This is a genomic window from Clostridium rectalis, from assembly GCF_900626095.1.
In the GTDB taxonomy this organism is placed as follows: Bacteria; Bacillota; Clostridia; order Clostridiales; family Clostridiaceae; genus Clostridium_AS; species Clostridium_AS rectalis.
The window spans coordinates 253049-271240 of the sequence record NZ_UYZZ01000001.1 but is presented as its reverse complement, the minus strand read 5'-3'; the positions used below and the strand labels follow the sequence as shown (position 1 = coordinate 271240).

Below are 18192 nucleotides of genomic sequence, written 5' to 3'. Positions count from 1 at the left end.
TTATAATGCCTTACTAGATTCTTTGTAGTTTTTTTCATTACATATATCATTTTTTATTCTAATTATTTTATTTTTTCTATTATACCTTTCAAGAGCATGTATAAAGGTTTTACCAAATATACTTGCAAATATTATATTACCTACGGCATGACATGTATCATGGGAAAAACTCATAATACTTCCCATGATTATAACCTTTAATGTAACTGGTCTCATAAACTCCAATACATACCATTGATTTAATATAAATCCATAGATATATCCAAAGAGTCCACATAATATAATAAAAGATTTTATTCCCATTTTTTCTATTCCCTTTTTAAACACCCCAAAAAATACTCCACAAAGTCCCCATCCCATCATTTGCCATAGTGTCCAGGGACCATGTCCTAAGAAAAAATTAGAAATAAAGGCACTCATAGAGCCTACCATAAATCCATTTACTGGTCCTAATGTATACCCAGTTACTGCACATATAAAAGTAACAGGCTGAAATCCAGGTATAGCTGCAAAAGGTACTCTTAAAACCCCTGCTAGTGCAGATAATGTAGCTAAAGCTGCCATAGTTCGAGAATTCATTTCCCTATTTTCAAACAAAATAATAATTGTAATTATTATAAACACAGCTGAAATTTGCACCCCATCTTCCATACCAACTTCTAAATATGTAATTATAATTAAAGTAACTATATAAGAAAGTATTATTAAGGGACCTAGTTTAAATTTTCCTCTCATTTACATCACCCTTAAAAGCTCTATAGCATCTTTAGATCTTATGACTTTGCATTTTTTCTTAAAAACTTTTGCAATTTGTGGTGAATAATAAATGGAATTCCAAAGGATTTCATCTCCTTTTCCATTTGCTACAATTTCTCCAGCAAACATTAGCATCACAGAGTCAACATAATCTCCAGCAAAATCTGCATCGTGGGTTATTAAAACTATAGCCTTACCTTTTTTAGATAATTCTTTTATTATGCTTCCAAGCTTCTCTTTTGCTACTGAATCCATTCCTCTAGTAGGTTCATCTAATATTAAAATATCTGGATCTGTAATTAAAGTACAGGCAATAGCTGTTCTTTGCTTTTCCCCACCACTTAAATCCCTAGGATTTCTATCTTTTAAATGAATTAAATCTAAAGTTTTTAAGACCTTTAAAACTCTTTTTTCATCATACTCTGAAATATTTTTAAGGGTATATGAAACCTCTTCCATAACTGTTTTTCTTCCAAAATAATTATTAGGATTTTGAGAAAGATACCCTATTTTCTTTATCCTTTTATCCATGGTAAACTTTTTAAAATTTTCACCTTCTATAAAAACCTTACCTTTATAGTTATCTATAAGTCCACAAATTATTTTAAACAATGTACTTTTTCCTGCTCCATTTTCCCCCATAACCGCGAGTATTTCACCCTCATTAAGCTTGAAGTTTATATTGTTTAAAGTTTTGCTTCCTCTTTCATATTCAAAACTTAGTTTACTTACTTCCATAACACATTTGCCTAAAGAACGTTGTCTTTTGTCTATATGTGATTTATTAAATTTTATAGAATTTATAGCCTCTCTTCCTTCCTTTACAGTTACAGGGATTATATCCTTACCAGCCTTTTTAAAAACATAAGATATATTAGGAAGATGATATTTTTTATTTATATTTTGAGGAATATTATAAGGTGTACCTTCTCCTAAAATTTTCCCATTCTCCATAAATATAACTCTATCTGCCATATGGAAACACTTATCTAACCTTTGCTCCACTAAAACTATGGTCTTCCCCATATCCCTATTAAGCCTTTTTATAGAATTTAAAACTTCTTCTGAGGCTATTGGATCAAGCTGTGATATAGGCTCATCAAATAGTATAATATCGGGATCCATAGAAACCACAGAGGCTATTGCCACCCTTTGCTTTTGACCTCCAGATATCTCATTTGTCTGTTTATCCTTAATGTCATTTAACGCAAGAAGGGAAATAACTTCTGCTACGTTTCTTTTCATTACATTAATATCTGTATTGAAATTTTCAAGACCAAAGGCTATTTCTCTTTCCACATCTTGAAGAATGATTTGTTTTTCAGGATGCTGGTACACCATTCCAACGGTTTTTACTATGTCACTTTTATTTAAGTAATCTATATTTTTACCATTAATATATACTTCACCTTTCAAAGTTCCTCCATAATAATCAGGAACTATTTTATTTAATAGCCTTATAAGGGTAGACTTGCCACATCCAGAAGGTCCAACAATTAAAACAAATTCTCCTTCTTTTATCTTAAGATTAATATTTTCTAAAGCACTTTTATTACTTTCTGGATAATTAAATGTTACATTATCTATATTTATTATTTCCACCTTTTCCACCCCCAATTTACCAATGTGGGAATAAACATAACTACACAAAGTATAAATCCTTCCTTTGATAAAAGCTTAATAGGATTATCTACTTTAGGGTAAAAACTCAACACATTAAAACCCTTAAATTCAAAATATTTAAAATATACAAAACATATTATAATTGCTATAAGAATTACTAAATCCCATGCTCTAAATACTTCATGAAAATAAGAACTTCTTTTTTTATAAGCTCCATATCCTCTTGAGTACATAGATTCTGCCATATCAGAAGAATCTTCAAGACTAGATATAAATAATATATTAACTATATTTCCACTACTAGCTACAGTTTTTTTCATATTTTTATGAAAAAGTTTATTGCCTCTAAGCTTTTCAACATTCACTATATTTTCATAAGAGGTCATCATAGTAGGAAAAAGTCTAATGGTCATACTCATAAGTAAAGAGGAATTTTTTAAAATCTTAGAAAAAAAACCAAAAGCTCTATCAGGATGGATTATCAAATTTCCAAGACCAAAAGCAAGGGTTATACATACTACCCTAATTCCACTAAAAACTCCATAAAGTACAGCTTCTAAAGTAATTCTAATAGCGCCAATTACCGGATAATTTATCCTTCCTTGATAAATTACTGTATTGCCCGTATGTACTATAAGAGGATTTAATATGACTATCATTATAGTAATAGGTATTACAAGCTTTCCATAGGAAAGCAAATCCTTTAAAGAATCATCCATACAGGAAAGACAGACTAAGCTTATTAAAATTAAAAATAAATATATTGGATTGTTAATTTTTAAAAATAAAATAAGATACATTACCACAAGGAATACCCCAGTTACTGGATGTAGCTTTTGCAGAAAAGTATTTCTATTTTTATAAGTAAGCATAAAATCACTTCCTTTGGGTCCTCTTTATTAAAGGACAGTTCTTAAGATTAATTATATTTAAACTTTTCCGTTAAGGGTTGATATTAACAAAAATTTCAATTCTTAAGAACTGCCATCTTTAAGCTATTTCAAATTGCACTTCAATTTTTTCACCATTTTTCCCTCTATAAACTCCATAGTACTTACCTTTATCTAAAACTGTATTAAAAATATACTTCCCGTCTTTCAAAATACCTTGTCCTATATAACATAAACTATTATTTTTATCAAATAGTGTTATTGTAACTTCTTCATTTATATTACTTGTTAATTCCAATTTTATTTTATTATCTTTGTTTTTTAGTACTTTAAGGATTATATATCCATCAAACTTTTTAAGTTCTTTAAAGGAGTCCTCACCATCTCCACCTTCAGAAGAACTACCACCAGATCCACTACCTCCTGATCCACTAGATTTAACATTTACTGTAACTTTTTCTGTTCCTCCATCCTTTTCTACACTTATACTGTGTTTACCAGATGAATTAATCTCTATAGTGGCATAACCATCTATATCTGTTGTAGCTACCTTTTCTCCATTTACTTTAACTACTGCATTGTATACACCTCTATTAATACAAGTAGCCCTTATCTTAAACTTTTCACCTGCTTTAATATCTGAAGGCACACTTTGTATTTTTATAGGCATTTTATCCCTATCAGATTCATCCACTAAAGATTTCCAATCCCATTTTTCATAGACAAATTTTATACTATCTCCACCTGTAGGATATATTTCTTTAACCCCTTTGGATGATTTTTTTCCATTTATATATATAAACCAATCTATACCAAGAACACCTTTTTTTCTTTCCTCTAAAGTAAGACTTGAATTTGTAACACTAGAAAGCCCTTCTATAGAATCTATAAACCCATCACTTTCAGAAATCTTAGCCACAGATTTTAAATAATCTAAGGCATTTTTATCCTTCTCTATTTTCAAATTTTTACTTATTAAAGTTGAACTTCCATTGTCTTTTAATACTAATATGCAAACCTCATCAGAATTTGGTTTAAGATTATTATTACTACTTCCCGAAGAGTTAGATGTATTTGAATTAACTACATCCAAAACTTTTCCATATATTGAAACATCTTCTATTCCCTTTTCTACTTTTTTTACCTCAGCACCCTGAAAAACTTTTATATCACATTTAGCATTGGCACTAATTTTTTCAACCTTTGATTCCTTACATATATCAATTTTTGACTGGTTACCTATCTTTATCTCACTAAAAGTTCCTTTAAATCTAGCCTCAGTTTTACCTATAATGTCTATAGGCTTTTCAAACGCTCCTATAAAATCTACTTTATTATTGGGTTTTTTAGAGTTCATATCCTCAACTAAAACATTTCCAAAACTTCCTTTAGTGTTTTCTAAAAGGGAAGCACTTAATACATTTGTATTATCTATAATACTATTTTCTAAAAGTTTAACTCTTACATTACTACTACTATCTATTATCAAATTTCTAATCTTAGAGTTGTAAAAATGAATACTATCCACATCTCCAGACTTTACAATTACAGTATTTGCAGTTACATTTTTAATATCTACTGATCCCTTTTCTCCTGGATTTACTGTAAGAACTCCCAAAACATTCAAATTCTGTAGCGTTACTTTATTAGAATTTACAGCTAAATCACCATTTATAGTTTTAGTATTTTTTTCTTCCCCATAAACTGTATTGTCATTGCTTATATTTATAAAATCAAATTTTACATTAAGTTTATCTAATATTTTACTAGGTACATTTGCCTCACCACCAATAGCAGTTACACTACTTATAGAAAGTAAATTGTTTTTAATAAAACTTTCTAAGGAAGGTTTTATATCTTTATAAGTTAAAATTATGGGCGAAGCCTTGTGACCTGCTAATGCTGAACAAGAAAGAGCATCTGCAAACTCATTTCTATTTGGTCCCGCAGCTAAAACTAGGTATAGGTTTTCAAAACTTATATCCTTTTTAAACTTTTCTAATACATTTTTATTTGTTTCAAATCTATCCTTTCCCCATACTCTTTCAGAACCTTTTAAAGATTTTACTACATCCTCTGCAATAACCCCATTACCACCTATAACATAAGCTTTTTTATTATCTATATACTGTTTTATAGAATCCTTAACGGTTTTCTTATCTGAAAATAATATTGGCGCCCCTTTTTTTGCTGCAATAGAGGCTATGGATAAACTATCACCATATCCATTACCTGATGTAAGAAAAACTTCCTTTGTATCTCCCATGCATTTTGCAATTTCCAAAGAAGTTTCATACCTTGTAGCACCATAAACACGTTGAATTTCATTTATATTTACGCTCTTTAGTTGTTTATTAACCTCTTCTGATACTACTTTAGGTCCTCCTATAATAAACACTTTTTTAGCTTTTAATCTTTCGATTTCATTTAGCGTATTATCACTTAATTTAGCTGTTTTAGTTAAAAGTATAGGTGCATTATATTTTTTTGCAAGAGGAGCACAACAAAGTGCATCTGCATAATCATAACCTTGAGCTATTACTACCACATGTGAGCCATTTTTCCATCCACTTTTACTTATTTTTACTGACGTTTCTAATCTATCTTGTCCATATATTCTATTATTTTTAACCTTTGCTTTAATATCACTTCCATGTGTAGTTATAATAGAAGTTACAGTAAGTATTGCTATAGCTATTTTACTTAACAATCTTTTCTTCATAACTTTCTCCCTTTCCAATAATTAATCTATTGTATTTAAAAGCTATCTTTTACTAATTCTCTTTTATCCCATTCATGATAATCTAATAATATTTCATCTCCTGACTTTGGATATAAATCATTAGCCCCTACAGATGCTTTTTTACCATTTATATATATAAACCAATCTATCCCCATTATTTTTAATTTTTTTTGCTGCTCAGTTTTTTGTGACATAGGTATGGGATACAAATTATGTACACCGTTTATTTCATAAATAAAACCACCTTCATCTCTTAAATCCAAATTTTCTCTTAAATAGGTCATAGCACTTTTATTTTCTGAAATATCTATTCTCTTTTTTAAAATAATTTCCTGAGATTTTCCTGTATATCCTTTTATGTTTTTCCCCACAACTAAAGTAAAGGTTTTATTATCTTTTTTAGTTTCCAAAGCTTTACTGGCTGTAACTTTCTTTGTTTTATTTACATTTACGCTCTTACTACTGCTTTCTTTTTTGATATCCTTTTCTTTACTATTTACAGTGGATTTATTTTTATTTTCTTTATCTCTTTTTTTTAGAGATTTATTATCTTTTTTTACACTAGAATTTTTCTCACTTTCCTTTTTACTCTCATTTTTTTGTTGATTTTTTGATACTATACTAGTAGGTTTCGTCAAATTTTTATCCGAATTTTCTTTATTTTTGCAACCTACTATAGAAATGCTCATTATGACTAGTATTAAAATTGGCAAGATTTTTTTGAATTTCTTCATATGATACACCTCCTCTCAAAATTTCGGAGGTAAAATAAATTAAATTTAAAAATATACATAAAAAAGAACCCATAAGGGTTCTTTAAATACAAACAAAAGAAATAGAATTTGCCATAACAAATAACTACTATCTAAGTGTATATCTTCCCCTCCGAAAGAAATCAACAAATATTAGGCAGGTTTCCTGGCTTGGATTCTTTTTACTCCCTTACCTTCCCAGATATTAATCCAGTGGCATATAAGGTTTCATCATCCTTACAGTAGCGGCGGGCTGCAGTGGCTTATCCACTTTCCCTCTTAACTTTTACCCATAAAGGTAAAAGCACCTAATAAAATATTTAATTTTTGTCTTCATTTCCTTTCTAGTATATATCTGTAAATTTGAAAAGTCAATATATAATTTACAATATGTTTAAAATTTATACATTTTTTCTCCGTCATACTACATTTTTAATCATTTTTACTCATTTTTACTCATTACACTCAATTCTTTTTCTTATATTTTTCAAAATAAAAAAAGCCAAGAGTTTCTTGGCTTTTTTCTATGCCTTAATATCTATGTGTGTTCCTAAATTTGGATCTAAAGACAAATTGTTCATCAACTCCATCAACTGTGAGTTGTTTTCACTGCCTACATTCATAGCCATTTTCATAACTGCAATACTTGCAGCTTCCTTAAGATTATTTTGATTCATTGTCATAGATAATGCTGCTATATCCATTTTACCCCTCTTCTCCTATAAAAATTTAAGAAATAGTATATTTTCCCAAAGTATTATCAAAAGCCTTTTTCCACTTAGTATATTCATCAGAGGATTCTTTATTTAAAATAATACATTTATCAATATTTCCACAATAAAATTCTTCTTTCATTTTCTTAAATATAGTTTTTAATCTTTTGGTATAATTTTTTAAATTACTACCACTATGTATTTTACTATATAGTGGAGTTAGTACTTTATCTATAGTATTTAAAGCTGATTCACTATCCTCTATAAGTTTTTCTATATCTTCATCATAGGTATCTACACATATATTCTTTTTTATATACTCTATACCATTTTTAAGTGTAAGAGAAACACTTGAAATATTCTTAATTGAACTAATGTAATTATTCATACAGTTTAATCATTCCTTTTGTAGGTTATATAATCTAAATCGTTATCGTATAGTATGCTATAAACTTTACACCTAATTATATTTTTAAAGAGCTAATTTTCTACAATACATATAGTTTCTTATATTTGATTTTAGTTTTGCCATAAACAAATTTTCATCTAAAGGCTTTATAATATAATCATCTGCCCCTGAATTTAAAACGCTAGCTAAGGTCTTAGGATTATTTAAAGAAGTTACCGCTATAACTAAGGCATCCTTTTCCCTTTCTCTTATGTTTCTTATAACATTTGTTCCAAACTCATCTTTTAAAACTATATCCACTAAATATACATCATATATAATTTTGCTTTTTAAAAGATCTTTTCCAGACTTATAATAGTCTATATTATATATACCATATCTGTTTAAAAGTCTTTCTTCCACATCTCTTTCGATAAAATTATCCTCTACAATTGCCATTTTTACCTCTTTAAAATATTTCATATCATCCTTCTCTTTTAATACATCTTCCATACGACTGCATATTTCCTCATTTATATTACTCTTTAATATGTAATCACTTACCCCTAAATCAATTATTCTTTTCTTTCTATTATCTAAACTATCCCCTGTTAATGCAAAAATTGGACCTCTATCTTTAATATTTTTATTTACCTTTACCAAAAATTCCTCAATAGTTCCATCTTTAGCAGATAAGGATGTTATTATTAAATCCACATAAAATCTTTTTAATATACTATAGGCTTTTTCAAAACTATCAGTATACATATATTGATAACCTTTATCTCTTACTGCATCCTCTACTATATTACAAAAAAACTCACTTTGTTCTATATGAAGTATTGTGTACATAGTAAATCTCCCCAATCTTTTTAATATTTTGACTAGAAATATTTACTATATTATCGGTAATTATTAGATAATATTTAATAAAAATATTAATTTCTACTTAATAAATTCTGTATCTATATATTTCTTAAAATTATCATTTTTAATATTGTCATGATAAATAGGGAATGAGTAAATTATGTTTAAAGCAATATTAAGCTTCCATATAACTTCTTCTGTTACTGATTTTTAAATTTGTAAGATATTAAAATACACAAAAAGGAGTCAGAATATATCTAACTCCTTTTTATAATTATAAACATACATCTTAAAATTAGAAAAACACTAAAACTTTTTCCACACTGTAGTAACTCCTTTTCCTTCGTCTAAGGAGTAAGCCACACACGAAATTTTAGAAAACCACTAAAACTATTTCGCTGCTTATCTTAATAACTGTAATACTCCCTGTGGCTGCTGATTAGCCTGTGCAAGCATTGCCTGGGCAGCTTGTTGTAATATGTTATTTTTACTAAATGTCATCATCTCTTTTGCCATATCTACGTCTCTAACTCTTGATTCAGCTGCCTGTAAGTTTTCAGATGAAGTATTTAAATTGTTTATTGTATGTTCTAATCTATTTTGAACAGCTCCCAATTTAGATCTTTGAGTGGAAACAGTTTCTATTGCAGTATTTATTGTTTTTATTGATCCGGTAGCTTTATCAGCACTTGATATATCTGCTCCATTAATAGAAAATTTAGCTCCATCTGCTAAATCTTCAGTTAATCCTAAATCTGCAGCTTTAACTTTTGTTTCCCCTATTGTAATTTCTTTACCAGTTCCATCAAATGTTCCTACTTCTTTTCCATCTCTTAAAACTACGTCGCCTTTTATTTCATAGTTACCTGCTGCTAATTCTTTACCCTTATCTGACAAATCGCCTGAATGTTTTATTGTTGCATCTTTACCCTTTAGTGTAAATTCTATTCCATCCTTGATGTCTTCCTTAGAAGTAATCTTTATATTGTTAGTAGCATCGCCTAAAGTTATATCCTTACCTGATACCTTACCTACTATTTCACCCTTTTCATTTAATACATCTGTACCTTTTACTGTATATTTTCCATCTCCTTTGAATCCTGTACCTGCTGGTGTTCCAGCTAATTCTTCCACCTTTGTTGATGTAGAAGTTAATCCTAAACTACTAGAATCCATTTTGTTTATTGATATATCTATAACTTGATTTTCATTAGCTCCTATTTGGAATTTTCCCTTAAATGAACCGTTTAAAAGGCTTTGAGTATTAAATTCTGTATCCCTTGATATTCTATCTATTTCTTCTGTTAAAGCATTCATTTCGTCTTGTATTGCCGCTCTATCTACCTTAACATTAGTATCATTTGATGATTGTACAGCAAGTTCTCTCATTCTTTGAAGAATTGAGTGAGTTTCATTTAAAGCACCTTCAGCTGTTTGAATTAGTGAAATACCATCTTGAGCATTTCTTGATGCCTGATCAAGTCCTCTTATCTGTCCTCTCATTTTTTCTGAAATTGCAAGACCTGCAGCGTCATCCCCAGCTCTATTTATTCTTAAACCTGAAGAAAGTTTTTCCATTGCCTTTCCTGCATTACCTACATTAATTCCCATCTGTCTGTGTGAATTCATAGCATTCATATTGTGGTTAATAATCATAATAAATTCCTCCTTGATTTTTAATCTGCACTTCCCTGTGCTTTTTATAGAAAGTCTTTTGACTAACTAACATTTTAAACTTTTAATTTTATCTTTGGTATAATGTGTGTGATATTTTATTTACTCTTAAACCTATGGCCACTTGGTTTAAGCATATGGTATGTATTATACCATATTTTTCTTAAATTACATTAAATTTATCGTAAGTACTTTTATTTACTTTATACCTTTAGTCATTAACTTTTGTATTTATTTTATAAAGTTACCTTTATACTTACACTTCTTTTATCGAGATAATTTATTTTTACTTTATAACCTTTAAAAAACTTTTATAAAATAAAAAGAGGCTCATTGCCTCTAGAATTATCAGGGGTGCTCCTAAAGCAAAATACACTTTAGGAGCTTGTGGGATTAAATTTTGATGCAGAGTTTTAGTAAGATAAAATAACTTACTAAGTATTTGCTCCTAATTTTATTATATAATTACTTTTATAGAAATTCAAGGATATTTTACAAAATACATTATTATACTAATATAACTTATATTTTTTTACTAAATATTACACTATTTCTATAAAATTTTTTATTATAGTTATTAGTAGCATTCCTATTTATATTAACCTTAGCTATTTCTTTTTTTATCTGTTGTTTTTTTTCCACCATAGCATCATTTAACAATTTATCCCATTTTAAAAGTTCAATTTCATTACATATTTTAATAAAGTCCTCTTTTTTATAGAATAGTTTATCTATTTTATCTATTATATTTTCCCTTTTCTCCATTAAACTTTCTAAACTATTATAGTCCTCATTTTCAATAGTTTCTATCATATCTATAGTGGCTAATTTAAAAGTATTTAAATATTTTTCTAATTTGCACATTTAACTTCTCCTTACCTTAAAGTTAAAGTTATTGCCCTCCAAACTGTTGAGCAAGCCATCCTGCTTGAGAGTTATATTTATTCATTATTACCTCAAGTCTTGAAAATTGATTATACAAAGTATTTTCCCTTTTTTTCATCTTAGTATTTAATTCTTTAATTAAAATATCTTTTCTATACATTTGGTCTGGAAGATTATTTGCCCCTCCACTACCCTTTAAACTATAATCTTCCTGCTTATTTGCAAATTCAGTTAGTATAGAGTTATTTAATGTAGTTCCTGCAAGACCTACATAATCCTTTAATATATTATTTATTCTCTGAGATATACCTGAATTATTATAAACTTTCTTTTTTTGTTCTTCTTTTAATAATTTTTTATCCTCATCTGTTAATTTATAGCTTGTATTAAATAATTTCATAACTTCTTCTGGTTTTTCTCTTAAAGCTTCCTTTAATTTTTCTTCTCCATTTGCTGTAAAAACTATTTGTCCAGATTTTTTTATATCCTTTGATGAATCCGCTGTATCTAGCCCCATATCTGTTCTTCCAAAAGATATACCTGCATCTGGAACTTCTTGAAAAAAGCATCCTCTTAACTCACTTAACATTTTCTGTAATCTATCATCATTTCTAAGTATGCCTTTTTTAGCCTTTTCTTCCCAGACTTTTATTTCATCATCTTTCATTTCCTTTTTTTGCTCTTCTGTAAGCGGCTTATAGCTATAATTTTTTTTCTCTGATAATTTACCATTTATGTTTTCCAATAATCCATTATATTTATCTATAAAGCCTTTAATTCTATCAAAAGTTTTATCCACATCTTTAGCAATTGTTAAACTTGTGTTTCCTTCACAGATTAAATTGTAATTTATACCATCTATAGAAAAATTATTTTTATCCTTTTTTATCCCTTTAACTAAGCTTCCATCTGGTGCTGTTATATTAAATTCAGCACTTTGTGACTTATGTTTTTCCTTAAAATCTAATCCATTAATCTGTAAATCAATATCCTCTCCAGTTTTTTTAGTTTCAATAGTAAATTTTTCAGTAAGTTCACTATAAGACACTTTTAAATCATTTCCTACTGCTGTGCCATCCTCCCATTTAGAGTTTTTTATATTATTTACTAAATCTTTAATACTATCTCCCTCATTATAATTAATTTTAGCGGTCTTTTCACCTTGTTTTATTGTGATTGTACCTTCTTTAGATAATTTTGTATCCATAGTTCCTTTAATATCACAATCATAGGCGGCTCCTTTAGCTAACTGTAACACCTCAATGTTATAATTTCCTTCAACAACTGCACCAGTTGCTGTAGCCGTAGCCACAGTTTTATCAGAACTTTCTATTTTAAAATCCGAATAATTTTTTGAAGAAATTAAGCTATCTTCACTGGTAGCACTAAAATATTTATTTTGTAATTCCTTTACATCCTTAATTATATCTTGATAAAATTCCTGTTTCCATGAAATTATCTGTTTATCTTGTTTTACTTTATTTATTTTAGTTTGATCCGCTAAAAGCATTTTTTTTACCATACCATCTATATCAAGTCCACTAGCCATACCTATTACTCTCATCATATTTCCGCCGCCAGTACCAGTTAAACCACTAATTGAATCACCCATTTTTAAAGCTCCCTTCCATTATTTCATTATCTTTTTATAGATAATTTATAGGCTTCATGCCAAGTTTCTCTTACTTCTTCTATAAGGGGAATAATCTCATCCATAATAGCTGCATCTTTTTTTAAGTTAGCTTCAACTAATCTATTTATAATAAATTCATATATACTCATAAGATTTGGTGCCCAATCTCCACCTTGAGATACATCAAGTGTAGCCATAAGTTCATAAAATATATTTTCTGTTTTAACTATATTTTCATGAGCCTTTGTTATATCCTTATCTAATATTGCCTGTCTAGCTATTTTTGAAAACTTAACCCCTCCATCAAGTATCATAAGAAGCAATTGTTCCTTTGATGCATAATTTACACTATTATTTTTATATGCTTTAAATGCATTTGTTGAATACATCTTTACATCCCTACCTTTTAATGTCTAAAAATCTTCCAGTACTAGTATTTTGCTTATCCTTTTCTTCTATAAAAGCTTCAACTTTCACATTCTCTACTTTTAAAGCCTCTATAAAAAATTTTTTATTATCTTTCTTTTCCTTAGAATATCTTTTTAGACTATTTCTAAAATCTTCACTTTTATCCTTTTCTCTTTTGTGTCCATCTTTTTTTATTATAATTTCTTTCTTTCTATGGATTAAGCCTTCCTTTGTAGTATCTTCAATCCTCTTTCTTAACTCTGTATCGATTTTATTTAATTTATACTCCAAAGAACCACCCCCAACTTATTTAAGCTTTTTCATCCATAAACATTCCTGCAAGTTCACAAAGCTTATCTACCATATCTATTATCTTTTTAGGGGGTATCTCCTTTATAACTTCTTTTGTTTTATTATTAACTATCTTTATAGTTATATCTCTAAACTTTCCATAAACCTCATACTGTATAGAAGTATCTTTATCTTCAAGTAACTTATTAAGCTTATCCACTGCTCCTTTTATGTCCTTTTCAAGTGTATCATCCTTGTGTGTTAAAACATTATGTTCATTTTTTACTTTTCCATCTAAAGCTATTTTATTACCTGAAAAATTTTTTACTGATATATCATTTGTTTTAAAGGCTTTTGGTCCTCCTTGACCTAGTCCATTTACATCCATGCAAAACACCTCTTTTAACTTAATTATGGCTTTATTTTTTTTAGTATAGAAGTATCAAATTTTATTGAGTTTTTATTTTCTTCCTCAACCTGATTATAAAGTTCTTTTCTTAAAATAGTAACCTCTCTTGGAGCCTCTATGGCAAGCTTAACACTACCATCCTCTACTTTTATTACAGTAATTTCTATATTTTCTCCTATTATTATAGACTCACCTTTTTTTCTTCCTACAACTAACATTAATCTTCCTCCTGAAAAATTGGGTGTTTAATGTTATAGCTTTCATTACATAGTATTATTTGCTCACCTAATCTTTCTTTTATATTTATAATAATAGGAGCTCTTAAATTACAAGTTATATTTTTTATATCTGAGTTAATAGTTACTGTATTTAAAAGCATTACATCTTTTTCATCTTCTATTTTTAAACTCTCTATTAATTTTTCTGAAAGTTTAACTTCATAATCCTTACATATAACAAATGGGGATATCACAGGAATTCCAATGCTTAAATCCTCTATGGAGTGAATTATACTAAATACTTCATTTTGCTGTAGTTTAAATACTATGAATTTAGTCAAATTATTAAAAGCTGGTATACCTTTTTCAAATGTTATTATATCTTCTTCACTATACTGTATTTCTCCATGGCACTTTGTATTTATTTTCATTTTTTTCCTCCAAAATTACAATTATCTCAGGTAATCCATTAAAGTAGGTTGAAGTACTCTAGCACTAGTTTGAAGTGACGCCATATAAACAGATAGTGCCACTGCCATCTCCATAGTTTTTTCTGTAAAATCTATATCTTCTGTTTTTGAAAGTATTTCTGTCATATCAAAATTTTCTGCTTTATTTTTTTCTTCAGCACTTTCCATTCTATTTTGTTTAGCTCCTACCTTTGATCTAAGCTTTAATACATTATCAATTACATGGTCAATATTTGCTAAATCTTCTGTTACTAAATCTTTTACAGATACTGAAGAGTCTTCTGAGTCCATATCCCTTATTATTCCCTCTAAAATGCCTCTTAAATCTTTTTCATTTCCTTTTGCATCAGTAAAATTTATAAGATCTGTTACCACTACATTATAATCTATATAAACCCCCTGGGATACCTCAGTTATAAGACTATCTCCCATCATTTCGTATTCATTATTCCCTATAGCTTTTCCTTTTAAGCCATTTAAATCATTTTCTACAGAAGTGTTAGATTTATTCCCATCTATAACCACTTCATGATTTTTTTCAGTTGATACAAATTTTACACTGCTATTTTCTCCATCTATAATTTTTACAGCCTTTACTTTACCTGAAAGATCACTTTTTTCAATGTTATCATTTAAACTCTTAACCAAACTATCTATATCAGATATGTCATCCCCTACTGATATTTTTATAGGATTTTCTAAAACTTCTTTAGATGATAAATCTCTATCTATAAAAGTTATTTCTTTTCCCTTCCAGTTATTTATATCTGTTACCTTAGCTAAAGATTCCTCTCTTAAAGGCTTTCCTTCTCTACTATTAAATACAAGTTTTGAATTCCCCTCAGCTATAGCAATAAATTTATACTCTGTATCTTTCACATTGCCATCAGATTTTTCTATCTTAAAAGTCAATCCATCCCCTATATCTACTTTACCATCTTTAACCTCTATAGGATCTTCAAATGTTTTTCCCCCATCTCTACTTACACTTACTTTTTTCACTTCCCCTGCTGAAGCTTCATTAATTTTTATTACAAAATCTTTATTTTCTTTAGCTGAATATTTACCTAAAGCTTCTGCCTTTCCTGGAACTTCATCCCCTAAAACTAACCCATGGGAAGGCTCAGTAACCTTTGGTCCTTTTATAACTTCCGTAGGCTTTGCTGTACTTCTTGTTCCTCCAAAGATATATTTTCCATCAAAACTAGAGTTCAGTGTTTGGGAAATCTGACCTATTATTTCATTTATCTCATCTTTTATTTTTTCCCTCTCACCACTACCATAACCCGCATTTCCTGATGAAACAAGAAGCTCTCTCATTCTTTTAAACTGTTCACCTAATTGATTCAATGACGTATCTGTTTCATCAAGCCAGTTTATAGTATTTTTGATGTTGGTATTGTACTGTTTATTTGTATTTATATCCGTATGAAGCTGCATTGCTCTTGATACTTTAAAAGGATTATCAGAAGGTTTTCTTATTTCTTTACCGGAAGTTAACTGCATTTGAAGAATCCTTAAATTATCAAGATTTGTTTGCATATCACTTAAAAAATTTTTTGATAGCATACTATTTGTTACTCTCACTAAAATCCCTCCTAATTATCTTTTAAGTCCATTTACAACTACATCTAAAAGTTCATCCACTGTGGATATAATCTTTGCATTAGATTGATAGGCATGTTGAAATTGAATTAAGTTTGCCATTTCCTCGTCCATAGATACACCAGATACAGACGCCCTTCTTTCTTCAAACCCAGAAAGTACCACCAATTTATTTTTTACTACCCTTCTAGCATCTTGTACTTGTATTCCTAATTTATTTACAGTATCTTTAAAAAAATTATCTACCTTCATGCCTCCTGTATTGCCCTTTAATGTTAAAACTCCACCTTCTCCTTCTATAAACCCGCCAGAAAGTTTATTTATAAACTCTTCTCTATTCATTTTATCTTGTATACTCTGTATTTCCATAAGCTTGTCTCTAAGACCTGCTATTGCCGTAGCCCTTAGTCCGTTATTTTCTCCACCATCTTCTGTTTTTCCAGCCTTAATCAACATAGGATTTTTTAAAATACTTTTATTTATAGATATATTTCCTGCATTAATATCTATTTCTCCATTTAAAATATCATCTAAATTAACCATATTACTACTATCATCGTATTTTGCTACATTTCCATTAACAAAGAAAGGCAAATCATCCTCCTTTGAATTTTCACTTTGACTGTGTACTGCATTAACTGCATAAGCTAAAGCTTTAGCAAGCTTATTAAGTTGATTTATATTATTATCTATTTCTTGTTGAACTGAAGAATAACCCTTTATTTCTCCGGTTGATGGAGTAAATACCGCTAAGTTTGAAAAGTCAACTTCTCCTAGTGCAGGCTTTCCTTCTTTGTCTAGTGCTAAACCATCTTTGTTTGTCCAAAGCACTCTTCCTTCTTCTAACTTTTTAACCTTTTGTTCTGCAGTCATAGCACCTTCTTTACTAAGATCTGCATCATCTTCGATTAATACATCTAATGTTACTTTATTCTTTTCAGAAGTCATATCACCATATTTATAATAAGTTACTGTATATGTACCTGCTTCTCCTGGCTTTGTCCCCTCTTTTGGTTCAATTTTTGATATAAATCCAAATCTTGCTACATCCTCTGGATTTATATGCTGCACTAAATTTAATCCTCCTGGAGGCTGAGCATTAGGGTCATCCTTTGTGCTTACATCCATGCCATTATAATTTTTTTTATCTATTTTTATACCAAATTTTGAACTTAACTCGTCTAAGAGTAAATCTCTTTTATCAAGTAAATCATTTGGATTATTGCCTGCTGCACTTACTTGTACGATTTCCTCATCTAAATTTTTTATTTGATCTAAAATAGAGTTAACATCAAATACACTTTGCTTTATAATATCTTGAGCATTTCCTTTTAATTTTTGCATTTGTTCATATTTATGATTTAATTCCTCTGCTAAAGCATTGGCTTGTTCTGCTACTAAGGCTCTTGTACTAGATGTTTGTGCATCACCACCAAGATCATGCCATACGCTAAAAAAATTTCCTAAGATATCAGATATTCCTGTATCACTTGGTTCATTAAATATACTTTCTAATTCTGATAAGAACTTCTCTCTTTGTGAGTACTCTCCATTTACTCCTAACTCTACCCTTACTTGATAGTCTATAAATGCATCTCTTATTCTTTCTATTTCAGATACCTCTACCCCTGTCCCCATCTGTCCGGGTCCTACTGCATTGTTAAAGGCAGGAGTACAAAATGGTCTTCTTGTTTGAAGCTTTGCCCTTTGTCTAGAATACCCATCTGTATTTGCATTGGCTATATTGTGAGATGTTACATCTATAGCCTTTTGACTGGCAAATATCCCACTTTTTCCTGTATTTATAGTTCCAAATAATCCTGACAATTTATCACCCTCCAAAAGTTTATTTAAATTAACCTCATAT

Annotated in this window: 18 protein-coding genes and 1 riboswitch; all 18 genes read right to left on the bottom strand. The window is 29.1% G+C overall.

Translation table 11 applies throughout. The features are described 5' to 3' along the window. Positions 1-735, bottom strand: a complete 735-nt coding sequence (locus EJL03_RS01205; protein WP_125152141.1) for an ECF transporter S component — start codon at positions 733-735, stop codon at positions 1-3. Then, positions 736-2358 (bottom strand): ABC transporter ATP-binding protein, encoded by a 1623-nt coding sequence (locus tag EJL03_RS01200; RefSeq protein WP_243108586.1) that lies wholly within the window; start codon positions 2356-2358, stop codon positions 736-738. Then, the gene (locus EJL03_RS01195) at positions 2349-3251 is read right to left on the bottom strand and encodes an energy-coupling factor transporter transmembrane component T (RefSeq protein ID WP_125152140.1); all 903 of its coding nucleotides are present in this window, start codon (positions 3249-3251) and stop codon (positions 2349-2351) included. The genes EJL03_RS01200 and EJL03_RS01195 overlap by 10 nt, the downstream gene beginning before the upstream one ends. 118 nt (positions 3252-3369) lie before the next feature. Next, positions 3370-5991: a cell wall-binding repeat-containing protein gene (locus EJL03_RS01190; RefSeq protein ID WP_125152139.1), complete on the bottom strand. Its 2622-nt coding sequence runs from the start codon at positions 5989-5991 to the stop codon at positions 3370-3372. A gap of 35 nt (positions 5992-6026) precedes the next feature. Next, on the bottom strand, positions 6027-6746 hold the full coding sequence (locus EJL03_RS01185; protein WP_125152138.1) for a DUF4430 domain-containing protein: 720 nt from the start codon (positions 6744-6746) through the stop codon (positions 6027-6029). Between the two features lie 157 nt (positions 6747-6903). Further along, positions 6904-7091: riboswitch (cobalamin riboswitch) on the bottom strand. A 197-nt stretch (positions 7092-7288) separates the two neighbouring features. Beyond that, complete coding sequence (locus tag EJL03_RS01180) at positions 7289-7468, bottom strand: YjfB family protein (RefSeq protein WP_125152137.1); 180 nt, start codon at positions 7466-7468, stop codon at positions 7289-7291. Positions 7469-7493: 25 nt separating this feature from the next. Next, complete coding sequence (locus EJL03_RS01175) at positions 7494-7865, bottom strand: DUF8042 domain-containing protein (protein WP_125152136.1); 372 nt, start codon at positions 7863-7865, stop codon at positions 7494-7496. An 84-nt stretch (positions 7866-7949) separates the two neighbouring features. Beyond that, the gene (locus EJL03_RS01170) at positions 7950-8717 is read right to left on the bottom strand and encodes a response regulator (RefSeq protein ID WP_125152135.1); all 768 of its coding nucleotides are present in this window, start codon (positions 8715-8717) and stop codon (positions 7950-7952) included. A 417-nt stretch (positions 8718-9134) separates the two neighbouring features. Beyond that, positions 9135-10388, bottom strand: a complete 1254-nt coding sequence (locus EJL03_RS01165) for a flagellin N-terminal helical domain-containing protein (RefSeq protein WP_125152134.1) — start codon at positions 10386-10388, stop codon at positions 9135-9137. Positions 10389-10928: 540 nt separating this feature from the next. Then, positions 10929-11270: a flagellar protein FliT gene (gene fliT, locus EJL03_RS01160; RefSeq protein WP_125152133.1), complete on the bottom strand. Its 342-nt coding sequence runs from the start codon at positions 11268-11270 to the stop codon at positions 10929-10931. Between the two features lie 28 nt (positions 11271-11298). Then, on the bottom strand, positions 11299-12903 hold the full coding sequence (gene fliD / locus EJL03_RS01155) for a flagellar filament capping protein FliD (protein ID WP_125152132.1): 1605 nt from the start codon (positions 12901-12903) through the stop codon (positions 11299-11301). Between the two features lie 26 nt (positions 12904-12929). Continuing rightward, positions 12930-13313 (bottom strand): flagellar export chaperone FliS, encoded by a 384-nt coding sequence (gene fliS, locus EJL03_RS01150; protein WP_125152131.1) that lies wholly within the window; start codon positions 13311-13313, stop codon positions 12930-12932. A gap of 10 nt (positions 13314-13323) precedes the next feature. After that, positions 13324-13623 (bottom strand): hypothetical protein, encoded by a 300-nt coding sequence (locus EJL03_RS01145; protein ID WP_125152130.1) that lies wholly within the window; start codon positions 13621-13623, stop codon positions 13324-13326. 19 nt (positions 13624-13642) lie between these two features. Then, positions 13643-14011, bottom strand: a complete 369-nt coding sequence (locus tag EJL03_RS01140) for a flagellar protein FlaG (protein ID WP_125152129.1) — start codon at positions 14009-14011, stop codon at positions 13643-13645. A gap of 23 nt (positions 14012-14034) precedes the next feature. Next, positions 14035-14250 carry a carbon storage regulator CsrA gene (gene csrA / locus EJL03_RS01135; RefSeq protein ID WP_125152128.1) on the bottom strand — a complete coding sequence of 72 codons (216 nt, stop codon included), beginning with the start codon at positions 14248-14250 and terminating at the stop codon, positions 14035-14037. Beyond that, on the bottom strand, positions 14250-14681 hold the full coding sequence (gene fliW / locus EJL03_RS01130; RefSeq protein WP_125152127.1) for a flagellar assembly protein FliW: 432 nt from the start codon (positions 14679-14681) through the stop codon (positions 14250-14252). The genes csrA and fliW overlap by 1 nt, the downstream gene beginning before the upstream one ends. A 21-nt stretch (positions 14682-14702) precedes the next feature. Beyond that, positions 14703-16307 carry a flagellar hook-associated protein FlgL gene (gene flgL / locus EJL03_RS01125; protein WP_125152126.1) on the bottom strand — a complete coding sequence of 535 codons (1605 nt, stop codon included), beginning with the start codon at positions 16305-16307 and terminating at the stop codon, positions 14703-14705. Positions 16308-16322: 15 nt separating this feature from the next. Next, positions 16323-18152 carry a flagellar hook-associated protein FlgK gene (flgK, locus tag EJL03_RS01120; protein WP_125152125.1) on the bottom strand — a complete coding sequence of 610 codons (1830 nt, stop codon included), beginning with the start codon at positions 18150-18152 and terminating at the stop codon, positions 16323-16325. Positions 18153-18192: the final 40 nt, after the last annotated feature.